Annotated in this window: 12 protein-coding genes; 3 read left to right on the top strand and 9 right to left on the bottom strand. The window is 50.7% G+C overall.

Features of this window, described 5'->3' with window-relative positions; all coding sequences use genetic code 11:
* Positions 1–21: 21 nt before the first annotated feature.
* Entirely contained in the window at positions 22–2,100 is a 2,079-nt protein-coding gene (locus tag BLU30_RS06420; RefSeq protein ID WP_090244627.1) for a helicase-related protein, read from the bottom strand.
* A 174-nt stretch (positions 2,101–2,274) separates the two neighbouring features.
* On the opposite strand from BLU30_RS06420, the gene BLU30_RS06415 reads away from it, so the two are divergent.
* The gene (locus BLU30_RS06415; RefSeq protein WP_090244625.1) at positions 2,275–3,534 is read left to right on the top strand and encodes a redoxin domain-containing protein; all 1,260 of its coding nucleotides are present in this window, start codon (positions 2,275–2,277) and stop codon (positions 3,532–3,534) included.
* Positions 3,535–3,676: 142 nt separating this feature from the next.
* Here BLU30_RS06415 and BLU30_RS06410 read toward each other — a convergent pair whose 3' ends face one another.
* The 7 genes from BLU30_RS06410 to BLU30_RS06380 all read right to left on the bottom strand — a co-directional run bounded on the left by BLU30_RS06410 (position 3,677) and on the right by BLU30_RS06380 (position 11,278).
* Positions 3,677–5,716 carry a PTS sugar transporter subunit IIABC gene (locus BLU30_RS06410; RefSeq protein ID WP_176770845.1) on the bottom strand — a complete coding sequence of 680 codons (2,040 nt, stop codon included), beginning with the start codon at positions 5,714–5,716 and terminating at the stop codon, positions 3,677–3,679.
* A 34-nt stretch (positions 5,717–5,750) separates the two neighbouring features.
* A complete protein-coding gene (locus BLU30_RS06405) occupies positions 5,751–6,644 on the bottom strand; it encodes an ROK family protein (RefSeq protein WP_090244624.1) in 894 nt (297 codons plus the stop codon).
* Positions 6,641–7,090: a NanQ anomerase/TabA/YiaL family protein gene (locus BLU30_RS06400; protein WP_090244622.1), complete on the bottom strand. Its 450-nt coding sequence runs from the start codon at positions 7,088–7,090 to the stop codon at positions 6,641–6,643. Before BLU30_RS06400 ends, BLU30_RS06405 begins: the two co-directional genes overlap by 4 nt.
* A gap of 2 nt (positions 7,091–7,092) precedes the next feature.
* The gene (locus BLU30_RS06395) at positions 7,093–8,634 is read right to left on the bottom strand and encodes a sodium:solute symporter family protein (protein ID WP_090244620.1); all 1,542 of its coding nucleotides are present in this window, start codon (positions 8,632–8,634) and stop codon (positions 7,093–7,095) included.
* A gap of 20 nt (positions 8,635–8,654) precedes the next feature.
* Positions 8,655–9,524 (bottom strand): N-acetylneuraminate lyase, encoded by an 870-nt coding sequence (locus tag BLU30_RS06390; protein WP_090244618.1) that lies wholly within the window; start codon positions 9,522–9,524, stop codon positions 8,655–8,657.
* A 67-nt stretch (positions 9,525–9,591) separates the two neighbouring features.
* Complete coding sequence (locus BLU30_RS06385) at positions 9,592–10,290, bottom strand: N-acetylmannosamine-6-phosphate 2-epimerase (RefSeq protein ID WP_090244616.1); 699 nt, start codon at positions 10,288–10,290, stop codon at positions 9,592–9,594.
* 166 nt (positions 10,291–10,456) lie between these two features.
* The gene (locus tag BLU30_RS06380) at positions 10,457–11,278 is read right to left on the bottom strand and encodes a MurR/RpiR family transcriptional regulator (protein WP_090244614.1); all 822 of its coding nucleotides are present in this window, start codon (positions 11,276–11,278) and stop codon (positions 10,457–10,459) included.
* A 169-nt stretch (positions 11,279–11,447) separates the two neighbouring features.
* Here BLU30_RS06380 and nagB point away from each other — a divergent pair, with 169 nt between their 5' ends.
* Both nagB and nagA read left to right on the top strand, forming a co-directional pair.
* Complete coding sequence (gene nagB, locus BLU30_RS06375) at positions 11,448–12,194, top strand: glucosamine-6-phosphate deaminase (protein WP_090244758.1); 747 nt, start codon at positions 11,448–11,450, stop codon at positions 12,192–12,194.
* The gene (nagA, locus tag BLU30_RS06370; RefSeq protein WP_090244612.1) at positions 12,184–13,308 is read left to right on the top strand and encodes an N-acetylglucosamine-6-phosphate deacetylase; all 1,125 of its coding nucleotides are present in this window, start codon (positions 12,184–12,186) and stop codon (positions 13,306–13,308) included. The genes nagB and nagA overlap by 11 nt, the downstream gene beginning before the upstream one ends.
* Before the next feature lie 56 nt (positions 13,309–13,364).
* On the opposite strand, the gene BLU30_RS06365 is transcribed toward nagA, so the two are convergent.
* On the bottom strand, positions 13,365–14,099 hold the full coding sequence (locus BLU30_RS06365; protein ID WP_090244610.1) for an ABC transporter permease: 735 nt from the start codon (positions 14,097–14,099) through the stop codon (positions 13,365–13,367).

The following is a 14,099-nucleotide window of genomic DNA, read 5'->3' as shown; positions in this document are numbered from 1 at the left end:
GCAATGCACTTTTGGTGGCGCTTAGTAATCCGACCTTACCATCTCCAGGGCATGGCAGGCACTGCAAATGCCATAGGGATAATTCCAGGGCAGCCGATCCCCGCAGATTTTACATTTTTTATAGGTGTTCTTATTCTGCTTAAGCTTCGCAATGATGGCCCCGGAGAGTTCCAACTTACACTCTAGAATATAAGCCTTCTGGGCTTCTGCCTCTTCCTCATCGGAGCTGAAGCTCCGCAGGATGGAATAGAGTAAATCCAGAATCTTGTACTTACCCTCCAGGGTTTCCAGGGAATCCCCATCCTGGGCGATGACAATGGTTAGCCCATCCAGAATTGGCCTGCCTTTTAAGCGATTGTGCATGGCTTCCTTCCATCGGGAGAGGATATCGTAATTGGTTTCATCAAAGGGGATGGTAATTCCCCGGTACATTTCGTCCTTGGGCAGGGGGCAATGGGTTTCCATCCACTCACATAAATCAATGGCCCGGGTCATGCTGGCCTTTTTATAGGGAGCATGATCCGTCAGACTCTGCCAGTCCCGCATGGTTTGGGAAAGGGAACGGTCCATATTAACTAAGAACCCTGGCATGGTGGTCCGGGCTGCCTCGATGGGAGGATTTTTAGCCTTTAACTTCCATTTAACGCTGCTTTTATCAAAGCAGGCATTCACCAAACCCAGCTCCTCGTAGCCCCGCCTTCCGGCACGGCCTGCCACCTGCTTAATCTCTGCCGGCTCCAAATCCCGCTTTTTCTGACCGTCAAATTTCTGGGTTTCCAAAAAGATAATGCGCTTCACAGGAAGGTTCATCCCCATACCAATGGCATCGGTAGCCACGACCACCTTGGTTTCACCCCGGGCAAATTTCTCGGTTTCCGCCCGGCGGGCCTGATAGGGCAGGGCACCGTAAATCACGCTGACCTGCCGGCCGGCATCCTCTAAGAGGGAGGCCGCCTGGAGAACGCTGCGCCGGGAAAACACCACCAAGGCATCCCCATCCCGAACATCCTCAGGGAACATGAATTCTTCATCGTCCATGCGCAGGGGCGTCGCCCGGCGGTGGCGAACCACTTCCCAGGTATCCCCACACTCTTCAATAAGCGCAATGATCAGGGCCTCCGCCTCCGGGGCCATACAGGCGTGGACGGTCCCCGCCGTTACCCCTAAGATCGCCTGGGTCCAGGCCCAGCCCCGTTCCCGCTCTCCCACCATCTGGCATTCGTCAATGACGGCCACATCATACCAGGAAAAATCCATCATTTCCACCGTGGCCGCCACGTGCTGAGCTCCGGGCAGGATCTGTTCCTCCTCCCCGGTAATCATGCTGCAGGGAACGCCCTCCTTATTGAGACGTTCCGCAATTTCCATGGCTAAAAGCCGCAGTGGCGCTAAGTAGATTCCCCGCTTGGCGGCGGCGCAGTCCTCCACGGCATCGTGGGTCTTTCCGGAGTTAGTGGGCCCCACATGGAGGATAAAGTGCCGGGTCAGCTTTCTGGCTGCTGGAAACAGCTCCGGCATACTCCCGGGAATTTCCTTGAGCATGGCCTCCCGGGCCTCCTTGCGCTTCGTGGTGAAGGGATAATAGCCGTTATCCTCCACACAGTCGAAGATGACATCCTTGGTAAAATAATCTGCGACCTCCTGGGCCAGAACGCTTTGCCAAATACGGTTGAGCCGTCTGGCAATCATCCTGTCCACGGTTTCTACCCGGCCACTTTCTTTTACAACGGATTCAATCCCCCGAAGCTTCGGGTTATCATTATAAAAAATACCCCTGAGGAGCTTCTCGCCCTCATTGTCCGGGGGCCGCCTAAAATAGCGCATGGCCCCCATTTCCGGATGTTTTTCCACAAATTCCGATAAATCGTACTCAAAGGTACTGGTGATTTCCTTCTTCCCTCCCCGCCGGTTGCCACTAAACTGATACAGCCGCTCATGCTTGAAGCGGTTGCTGTAAAAGGTAATGGCGGTATGAGCCGCTTCTTCCCGGGTGGGGTATCGGGCTTCATTGAGCGCCTTGAGTGCGGCCTGGTTTTCCTCACTCAGAAAAGTCTTGCGCAGGCGGGCGCGCCGACTGGCTTGCTGCTTAGATCGTGCCATGGAAACTCCTTCAAATGTGATGTAATACCTTCATTATAGGATGGGCAAGCAGCCTTTGTCAAATTCTGGGGATTCCTTTAGTCCCCTGCCTTTTTCTTGACAACTGTAACTGAGCGTGTTATAAATTACCTATAACTGTAATTTTATAAAATACATTTAGGAGGTCTGACGACTATGTTTTCTCTCGATTTAAGTGTCCCGGTGCTCACCGTCTTTGCCCAGGGGCTCCTTAGCTTTTTCTCTCCCTGCGTTCTCCCCCTGATTCCATTATACATCGGCTATTTTGCTGGCGGTGCCTCGACGATGGATGCTAATGGCAACCCCCAGTATCCCCGGAAAAAGGTCTTTGTCAATACCCTGTTTTTTGTGCTGGGTATCAGTGCGACCTTCTTTATCCTGGGCTTTGGATTTACCGCCTTGGGGCAGTTCTTTAACAATAATCGCCTATGGTTTGTCCGCATCAGCGGAATCGTAATGATTCTCTTCGGCCTCTACCAATTCGGGCTTTTCCACAGTAAAAACAGTGAGCGTGAGTGGCGCCTGCCCTTTAAGCTGGATCAGCTGGCCATGGGTCCTCTGGGTGCCTTTATCCTGGGATTTGCCTTTAGCTTCGCCTGGACCCCCTGTGTGGGGCCCATTCTAGGCAGCGTCCTTCTGATGGCCGGGTCTGCAGGTACAATGGCGGATGGCTTTCTCCTCATCGGTGTGTACACCCTTGGCTTTATTTTGCCCTTCCTCGCCGTGGGACTTTTTACCGCCCAGGTCCTGGCTTTCTTTAAAAAGCATAAAAACATTGTCCGCTATACGGTAAAGGCTGGCGCCATTCTCCTCATCCTCATGGGACTGATGACCCTAACGGGCTTTATGAATGGGCTGACCGGCTATCTCTCCAATGTGGGCACCACCAACTCCACCACCCAGGAGCAAGGGGCCACTACCCCATCCCCACAGACCACCCCTGCACCCAGTCCCAGCACCAAGGCCTTAACCCCCGCCCCGGATTTTACCCTGACCGATCAAAATGGCGTCTCCCACCGTCTTTCGGATTATAAGGGCAAAACGGTTTTCCTGAATTTCTGGGCGACCTGGTGTCCCCCCTGCCGGGGCGAAATGCCGGATATCCAAAAGCTCTATGAGGCCCATGGCAAAAACCAGGGGGACCTCATCGTCCTGGGGGTCGCCTCTCCCAATGTGGGCCAGGAGGGCAGCGCGGAGGACATCAAATCTTTCCTCTCGGATAATGATTATACCTTCCCCGTGGTCATGGACGAAGGGGGGACCGCCGCCGCCATCCCCTATGGCATCAGCGCTTACCCCACCACCTATATGATTGATACCCAGGGGAATATCTACGGCTATGTCAGCAGTGCCCTGACCATGGATATGATGAAAAGCATTGTGGAGCAAACCCAGAACGGGGGAGCCCAGGAATAGTTGGATTCGCTACACTGGAGCCGCCCCCGCAACCACTCTCAACAATAAAAAGCAGGCTGTATCCATTGTTCGCAATGCAAAACCGCTTATAGCAAAAAGCCTACATCCCTGGGAATAACTCCCTCAGATGCAGGCTTTTAATTTACAGTGTAAACAACTCCGTTTTTCCGGCTTCTGCCTCACCCGTTGCCCCGGTGAGGGTAAGGGGGTGTTCCTCGGCATTGCACAAAATGACCGGGGTAATCAGGCAGACGCCCTTTTCCACAAGAAAATCTCGATCGATGGTCATGAGGCAATCCCCAGCCTTCACCTGATCGCCCTTTTTGACCATCGGGCTAAAGCCTTCGCCGCCGAGCGCCACGGTGTCTAGTCCAACATGGATTAGTATTTCTTCGTTATCCTCGGTTGACAGGGCGATGGCATGCTTGGTTTCTGCCACTAGCACTACGGTTCCATCGCAGGGAGCCACCACGGTGTTGCCCTTTAAGTCAATGGCTACCCCAGGTCCCATAATTCCTTTGGAAAATACCTCATCCGGCACCTTTTCGAGGGGCAGAATGCACCCGGACCCCGGAGCCTTGATCTGAGTACCCTTTTCAGTTGGCCAGTCATCCTTTGGTGCCGTTAACAATAACTCTTCAATTTCGTTTTTGATGACGGTGACCTGGGGACCATAAACCACCTGGACGCCGTTACCCTTATGGATGATGCCCTTACTGCCAGTGGCGGCAAAATCCGTATCCCTAACCTTACTGGCGTCTTTCACCGTTACCCGCAGACGGGTGGCGCAGCAATCCACGGTTTCCAAATTGTTTCGACCACCCAGAGCCATAACGATGCGGGTAGCTCGCGCGCTGGCTTTCAGGCCCTTTATGCCGGGTTCCTCGGTGAGTTTTCCTTCTCGGCCTGGTGTCTTTAAGTTGAACTTTTTAATGAGGAAGGTAAAGACAGCATAGTACACCAGACTCCAGGGAATCCCAATGAGTAAGACGTATAGGAAGTTGGTCTTGGCCTGGCCCTGGAGAACCCCAAAGAGAATATAATCGATGAAGCCGCCGCTAAAGGTTTGCCCAATGGTAATGGAAAAAATATGAGCCAGCATAAAGGCCAGTCCATCCAAAATGGCGTGTGCCACATAAAGGACCGGTGCCACGAAAAGAAAGGAAAATTCTAAGGGCTCAGTGATCCCTGTCATAAAGGAGGTCAGAGCAGCCGTCAGCATCAGACCCCCGACAATTTTTTTATTTTCCGGTTTGGCACAGCGGTAGATGGCAAAGGCAGCGCCCATTAAACCAAACATCATGGTAATAAAACGACCGGACATAAAGCGAGAGGTCCCTTCGAAGAATTTAACGGTGCCAGGATCAGCCAACTGGGCAAAGAAAATATTCTGGGTGCCATTATACACCTTGCCAGCGACCTCTAAAGTGCCACCCAAGGCGGTCTGCCAGAAGGGCAGGTAGAAAATATGATGCAGGCCGAAGGGTCCAAGCATCCTTAAAATAAAGCCGTAGAAAAAGGTTCCCACGTACCCCGTAGCGTTGACAATATTTCCCATGCCCATAATCAGACTTTGGAAAAAGGGCCAGACAAAGTACATTGCCACCCCCAGAAAGATGGCGGCAAAGGCAGTAATGATGGGCACAAAACGAGAGCCTCCAAAGAACCCTAAAAACTGAGGAACCTCAATATTGTGAAAGCGGTTATGCAGGACAGAAACCATGAGTCCCACTATGATTCCACCAAACACACCGGATTCCAGGGTTTGGATTCCCAGGGCCATTCCTTGACCAGCAGCCGCCATTCCCTCAGCAGATGCCAGCTCTCCGGTGATTCCCAGGATGGCGTTCATGGTGGCATTCATAACCAAATACCCCAGTAGTGCTGCAATGGCGGCAGTTCCCTTGTCCGACTTGGCCAGCCCAACCGCCACACCTGCGGCAAAGAGAATGGGCAAGTTGGAAAAGACAATGCTTCCCGCTGCGCTCATGATGGTAAAAATTATTTGAAGCCATGCCACGTTGAGTATGGGATAAGCCATTACCGTATTGGGGTTGGACAGTGCCCCACCGATACCCAGTAATAGCCCGGCTGCCGGTAAAACCGCGATGGGCAGCATAAAGGATTTTCCAAATTGCTGAGCTTTCTCAAACACTACCGACGATTTTGCTTTTAGATTCATTTTTTTCCTTTCCTTTCCCTCATTTTACTTCAATTTAAGTTTGGGCACAATGATCCTGAAGCAGCACCAGCGCCCCCAACATACCCGCATCATTGCCGTGCTGGGCCAGGGCGATCTGTGTTTCATTGAATACCACCGGGATGATTCGTTTGGATAAAGCTAACTGAATCCGGGGTTCCATATACTCCTGCTGCTCCATGATGCCGCCGCCAAGGATGACCATCTCTGGATTGAACAGATAAACCATATTGGCCAAACCATCTGCCAGGATATCCACCATTTCATCAATGGCGGTGATGCAATCCTTGGCCCCTGCCCTGGCCTCTTCGAAAATCTGAAAGCCGTTGATAGCCGATGGTGAAATCCCCCGGCCTGCGGCAATCTTTTTAACCAGCTGAATGGTGGAGGCTAAGTCCTGATAAACACCGCCAGGTACCCGGAGATAACCAACCTCGCAGGCACTGTTGCTAAAACCATGAAAGATCTCACCACCACAGATGAAAGATCCCCCAATGCCCGTTCCAACAGTGATGCACAGGCAGCTTCGGGCCTTTTGCCCCGCTCCAATTTTAGCCTCAGCCAATCCCATACAATTCACATCATTTTCTACAATACAGGGTAGGTGGAAGGCGTTCTCCACCGGTGTCTTCATCTTTGTCCCGGTGTAACCCGGCATGACCTCTGAGGCATAAATAATCTCTCCGGCCTTAGGATCGACGATCCCCGCTGTGGAAATGGCAACACCCTCAATTTCTGTTTGGGCCCGCCAATCCTTTATAATGGTGAAAACCTGCTCTAACACACCAGGCTCTGGCGCTGCCGCACTATGGGTCGGCACCTTCTTTTTCGCAATGCATTTAAAATCCTCGGAGAACAGCCCGTGCTTAATGGCTGTCCCCCCAATATCAATACAGAGATAAGGCTTCATATCCGTACCTTGAAAATCGCTTTCTTAATGACCTGGGGCTCGGATACGCAGACCCCAGGCTTATGCCCGTCCTCTGGATAACAAATCAGAAAATCTCCATGCATCATTCTGATGCCACATTGTACCGTCCCTGTCAGAGGGAGATTATCAGCATCGGGGTCGAAAGTCCCCTGTTCCATTTTTGAAATAAAAGCTATTTCAATGGTTTCTGTCCCATCCAGCATCACATGGATATCCAGATACTTCCGGTGGGCCTCCCAACTGCGTTCCTGGGATGCGCCCGTTTCATAGGAGACAATATTGACAAAGATATCCGGATCCTCAATGGGGTAGGAGCCTAAGGCCAAGGCCTTTAAATCTGTGTCCCGGCAATAATCAAAACATCTCTGAATGGCTTTGTCTAAAAAGTCATACTGATGAGCCCCGTCAATTTGTCCAAAGATCATCACTATTCACCTGCCCTTTCCTGATCAAGGGCAACATCCTTTCCCTTGTGATAAAAAATAGTGGTTCGGACATCGCAGATTTGTTGTTCAGGAACCAATTTACGGTGAACCAAGCTTGCCACATAACCCACGATAAGGGATACCAAAATGGAGATAATGGAGTAAGACCAGATGGATACGCCTGCTCCGCTGTATTTTAGGAACACCACCAGGATGGCAGAAACCGCAAAGGCAACATAAGCCCCCACATTGGTGGCTTTTTTGGTAAACGCACCAAGGACAAAGGTGCCGCCCAGAACCCCTAATACCAGTCCCATAAAGCCATTGAACCATTCGTAGGCCGATTTAATTTCCCCGTTGGCCAGGATAATCGCCACAACAATGGAGAGAATCCCCACTCCTAAAGTGATAAATTGAGCAATGCGCGTCTGGGTTTTAAAGCTCAGGGATTTTTTGGAAACCATGGTCTGGATATCCAGAGTCCAGCTGGTGGCCACGGAGTTCAGCCCCGTTGACAATGTGGACTGGGATGCCGCATAAATAGCAGCCAACAAAATCCCGGTAATCCCCACCGGCAGCTGATAGGCAATAAAGGAGCCAAAGATCTGATCCTGCTGGGCCGTTTGAGCCAAGCTTGGATTTTGACCATAGAAAACATAAAGACCGGTTCCAATTAAGTAAAATACTGTGGCAATAAAGATAGACAGTGCCCCATTGGTCAGCATCATCTTATTGAGTTTTTTCACATCCGTAGTCGTTGTAAACCGCTGGACGATATCCTGGCTGGACACATAGGATGAGAAGGTATTGAAACCCGCACCAATTAAGATAATCAAAATGCTGTCCTTCCAAATCTGAGGATCGATGAGGGACTGGGTATCCGATAGGAATTTCCCGTTGGCCAAAGTAGCGGTAATGGCACCCATCCCGCCATCAATACTGGCAACCAGGTAAACGAGTGAAAAAACTACCCCTACGATCAGCACACATCCCTGGATAAAGTCAGTCCATAACACGGATTTAATCCCGCCAGCGTAGGAGTAAATAATGGCGACAACCCCCATGAGTACAATCAAGATGTTAACATCCACATGAATTAAATTCGCCAGTACCATGGAGGGCAGGTACATAATAATGGACATCCGACCCACCTGGTAAATAATAAACATAATCGCCCCGAGGATCCGCAGCCCCTTACTATTAAACCGAAGCTGCAAATACTCATAGGCCGTATCGATATCCAAACGGCTATACATGGGCAGGAAGAAGCGAATGGTCACCGGAATGGCAATGAGCATCCCTAATTGGGCAAACCACAAAATCCAGGTCCCTGCATAGGAATTCCCCACCAGGGAAAGGAAGGAAATGGGACTTAAAAGGGTGGCAAAAATGGAAACCGAGGTGACCCACCAGGGGATGGTGCCATCCCCTCTGAAGAACTCCTTCCCCTCCATATCCTTCTTGGCAAAGGCCAGCCCGATAATGAGCACCGCCGCTAAATACACAATGAGAATGATCAAATCGATCATTGTAAAACCTTGCATAATAATTCCCCCACTTTCCCCTATTTAATATAGGTGTTATAAATTTCCACCGCTTTGGCCCGGGTTTCCTCAGTGGCACTGGCCATTGGTCTTCTGCAATACCCCGCATGGACACCCTGTTCTTCCAGGATGCACTTAATGGTGGGGTACAGACCATTGTCCAGAACAGCGGCAATGAGGTCATTGGTCACATGCTGAATGGCACGGGCTTCATCAATCTTACCCGCCTTAGCCAGCTCAAAGATCTGTCTTGCCCGAATCCCATTAATATTGAAGGTGGAGCCAATGGCACCATCCACATCCAGAACCGCAGCGGACAGCATCATCTCATCAAATCCAGCAAAGATCAGCTTATCCGGGAAGGCCTTCCGCATCCGTTCCAACAGGAAGAAATCGGCGGCGGTAAATTTCACACCAATAATCTTGGGGTTCTCAAAAAGCTCTGCAAATTGTTCCACACTCATGTCCACACCAGTCAGGAAAGGAATGGAATAGATAATCAGCTCATTGTCCACCCCTTCCATAATCATGTTGTAATATTCCTTGATTTCCGCAAAGCTAAACTTATAGTAGAAGGGGGTAACCGCTGAGATGGCATCGTACCCCAGCTTGGTGGCATACTTTGCCAGCTCCATGGATTCATAAACATTGATGGACCCTACCTGGGCGATGAGCTTGACCTGATCCCCGGCTTCATCCTTGGCAATATCGAAAATTTCTTTCTTTTCTTCGGTTGAAAGCATAAAGTTTTCACCCGTGCTCCCCCCGACGTACAGGCCATCGATTTTCATCACATCAATATTGTGCCGAACGATTTCCCGGATCCCCTGGGCGTTAATCTTGCCCTGTTCATCAAAAGAAGCTAATAATGCAGAATAAATACCTTTCATAATAAAACTCTCCTATATTTCTTTATTACTCAAAGCCACAGTTGGCTTAAAAAACGAAAAAATAGTCTCAGTCCCGGTTTTCAATGCGTTCTGAAAACCGCTTTGTAATAAGCTGAGGCCGGGTAATGATGGACCCCACCACCACACTATAGCACCCTAAATCGAGGACCCGCACAGCTTTATCTGTGGTATCAATATTCCCCTCGGCAATCACCGGGTGGGTGACACGTTCTAAGATTTCCCGAATAATCTTAAAATCATCCGCCTCAATGCGATTCCCAATACTTTGGGCGGTATACCCTACCAGGGTTGTCCCGATAAAATCGAAACCTAAACCATCGGCAAAGACCGCTTCCTCTACCGTGGCACAATCGGCCATAAAAAGCTGATTGGGGTAGCGCTGCTTCACTTCTTTAAAAAATGTTTCCAAATCCAATCCACCCGGTCGCCTGGCCGCCGTGGCATCCATGGCGATAATTTCCGCCCCGGCGGATACCAAGGCATCCACCTCGGTCATGGTTGGGGTAATATATACCGGACTATCCGGGTAATCTTTTTTGACAATCCCAATAATGGGCAGTGCCACATTTTTTTTAATTTCTTCGATATCCTCGGGTGTATTTGCCCGAATACCATAAGCCCCGCCTTCTGCAGCCGCCAGGGCCATCCTTCCCATAATAAAAGAAGAATGCAGCGGCTCATTGGGTAACGCCTGACAGGAGACAATCAAATGTCCCTTTATGTTTAAACGGTCTTCTTGACTCATTTCAATGTTCTCCATCTCTGTTTGATTTCTGTTGCACTCAGTATAGCGAAGTTTGTTTTTAATTTCAATGCTTTGGCCTATTACAGAAAGAACTTTCAGACCAGTTAAGAAAACCCGGCATACAAAAAAGCCAGCGCATCTGCACTGACTTTCAATTCTGTTTACTTTAATCTGCCAATTTCTTCAAAGCCCCGACGGTCTCTGTGTGTAGGGCGGTTTTGTTTGTAAAATCGGTATTCAAAAAAAAGGCATAGAAAATATCAACCATGATTTGGATGGGAAACTGGGGAGAAATAATGCTTCCTCCTTCTAAATTTTTAGTGAGGGCAATGGGTAAAAGCTCATCGCAGTACTGATGCTGTCCTGGAGCGGCATTCCCTGTAATCAATACGGTTTTGGCACCATGGGCTTTGGCTTCCTTTAAAGAGCTTAACACCTCCTGGGTTTTTCCTTTGATACTGATTCCGATGACCAGCGTCCGCTCATTCACCAGAACAGAATTCATTCTCATAATATGAGAGTCAACGATGGCCTCCACATCCAGGCCAAGACGCATAAAACGCATTTTCAGCTCCTGGGCTGCTAAGCCTGAGCTCCCCATGCCATAAACAAAGACCCGGGGGCTTTTGCTTAAGCGCAGGGCGATGCGGCGCATCTGGTTTTCATCCACCAGGGCATAGCTTTTATTCAGAAGCTCCTGGTACGTATTGAGAACCCCCTTGGTGAGATCGTCAATGGTCTTCTCATTTTTTGTAAAGGTACTGTCGTAGTGGTATAAAAATTCCCGATACCCTTTAAAACCACATTTTTTAGCAAAACGCGACAGGGATGCCTCTGAAACAAAGAGATGGGCCGCAATATTCTTGGCTGAAAAATCCATTTCTTCATTATTATGGATGAAGAAATCCGCAATATTGCGTTCCACCGCCGTCATCTCCCCATAGGCCTTTTCAATCACCGGAACCACTGTTTTTTTATAATCCTTCATGTGCACACCTCAATCCATGAATCCTGGTTCCATCATAACAAATTTTCTCCCGTCTTTCACCTTTTTTCTTAGCCCAATCTGAAAGTTCTTTCTGTATTGCTAAAACAATTGAAAAGCCACATCTTCTTCGCTATGCTATAGGAAACTGTTATCCATGAAGGGAGCCATTATGGAATTTTATCGTGCAGAAAATTATAAAACCCTCAGCCGCAAGGCTGCTAATATTGTATCCGCCCAGGTCATTATGAAACCGAACTGTATCCTCGGTCTGGCCACAGGATCTACTCCCATCGGTCTCTACGAGCATCTGGTGGAGTGGTATAAGAAGGGCGATTTGGATTTTTCCAGGGTAAAGTCCATCAATTTGGATGAATATAAGGGCCTAAAGGGGGATCATCCCCAAAGTTACCGCTATTTTATGGACACCCATTTATTTAATCATATTAATATTGACAAGGCCAATACCCAGCTGCCCAATGGCATGGCCACTGATGATGCTGCGGAATGCCGTCGGTATAACGCCCTTCTCCACGAATCCGAGGGGATCGATTTACAAATCCTTGGCTTAGGACAGAATGGCCACATCGGTTTTAATGAACCCGGTGAATCCTTTGAGCGGGAAACCCATTGTGTGGCTTTAACCCAAAGTACCATCGCCGCCAATGCCCGGTATTTTGACACCATGGAGGATATGCCAAAATACGCCTTCACCCTTGGAATCAAAGCGATTATGCAGGCCAAGCGCATCCTGCTGGTGGTCAGCGGCGGGTCCAAGGCTGAGGCCTTGTATCAATGCTTGTACGGCCCCATCACCCCCCAGGTCCCGGCTTCCATCCTCCAGCTTCATTCCGGCTTGATGGTTGTGGCCGATGAAGCCGCCATGGCCGTTATTGACAGAGTCCACCATGATCATTAAAAACGCAGCGGTCTTTACCCCGGATAATTGCTTTAAGCAACAGGATCTGGTTATTGACGGACCCATCATTGCCGCTGGCCCGGGGACAGCATCCCATCGCGTGCTGGATGCCCAGGGACTTTATGCCATCCCAGGACTCATTGACCTTCACCTTCATGGGGCCATGGATGCGGATTTTTGTGATGGTACCCCAGAATCCTTAGCGACCATTGCCCAGTATGAAGCCCAAAACGGCATCACCGCCTTTACTCCGGCATCCATGACCCTGCCCGAAGCCCAGCTCACGAATATCTTCTCCAACGCCAGGGACCACAAACCCCAATCCGGCGCCATGCTCCTGGGCATCAATATGGAGGGACCCTTTCTCTCCCAGGAAAAAAAGGGCGCCCAAAACGCCGATTATCTCCAAATGCCTAACTGGGAAATGTACAACCGCCTCATGGCAGCATCTGGCCGGAGCATCCGTTTAATGACCATCGCCCCGGAGCTGCCAGGGGCCATGGATTTCATTCATCACACGGCAGGTCAAACCGTCCTGGCCCTTGGCCACACCACGGCGGATTACGACATGGCCCGGACGGCCTTCGAGGTGGGCGCCTGTCACGTGACCCATCTCTTCAATGCCATGCCCCCCTTTGGCCATCGGGAACCCGGTGTAGTTGGAGCTGCCTTTGACCATCTGGATGCCACGGTGGAGCTGATCTCCGACGGTATTCACGTCAATCCCGCCATGGTTCGGGCGGCCTTTAAGCTTTTCGGCCCAGATCGGGTTATCCTCATTAGCGACACCATGCGGGCTGCCGGGCTGGCCGATGGAGATTACAGCCTGGGGGGACAGCCAGTCAAGGTTGTCCGTGGACGGGCAACCCTTTCGAACGGTACCATTGCCGGCTCCACCACCAACCTCATGGATTGCCTCCGCCAGGCTGTTTCCTTTGGCATTCCCCTGGAACGGGCCGTCCAGGCAGCGACTTTAAACCCTGCCCGCCGAATCGGTGAGACCCAGCTTGGGAAGCTGGCACCAGGATGTCTGGCCAATGTGGTTCTCCTGGACCAGGATTTAAACATCGTCACTGTCATGATTAAAGGAGAAGTCTATCCCCATAGCGCATGATGCCGCAATCCCCCCCTTTCCCCTTCTTTTCCTCCATAAATCCATCGAGGATTTACTTACTCCGACCGCACATCCTGTACCCTGGCGAAGCCCAGGGCAATGGCCCCTGGAATCAGGGTAAAGACCAGGCACAGCAGGACAAAGGGGACCACCGCCAGTTCCAGATTGGGATTATTGGCCCGCATCCCCAGACAGAGTAAGGCCCAGGGCCAGTACAAGCCAAAGCCCTTGGCTGTGATGTACAGCCCCACAATCCCCCCAAAGAGACCCAGGGCCACTGGTACTGCAAAGATGCGGATAACCATGGCCATCAGCTCCTCCCAGGCACAGATGGCCATCATGCCTAGAAATCCGAAAAACAGCCAGCCCGGCAGCTCCGGGGGTAAATCCCCCAGGGGCAGACCGATGAGGACACCACCGGCAATATAAAAAATCCCTGCTGTAACCGCCGTTCCCAGGGCAATCACTCCTGCCCAGCACAGCTTCGCCCACCAGATGGCCCCCAGTCCCAGGGGTGCTGCCATAATCTGGTTCCAGCTATGATCGGTATGCTCTAACCGCCACTGCCAGGCACACAGTACCCCCAGGGCCGCCGGGAGAAACACCGCACAGGAAAAAAGGGTGTGCTGGGTCCACAGACTCACCCACCCCTGGGTGAGGACACCCGTATTTGCTTGGTAGTTAAAGGTCCCCATAAACGCTGAAAGTCCCAACATCACCACGAAGGCCAGCCACACCGGACTGCGCCGAAACTTAACACCTTCAGCCATAAAAGCCTGTTTAAATTCCAT

The organism is Eubacterium barkeri (assembly GCF_900107125.1).
Lineage (GTDB): Bacteria > Bacillota > Clostridia > Eubacteriales > Eubacteriaceae > Eubacterium_O > Eubacterium_O barkeri.
This window is presented reverse-complemented; position numbering and strand designations above follow the sequence as displayed.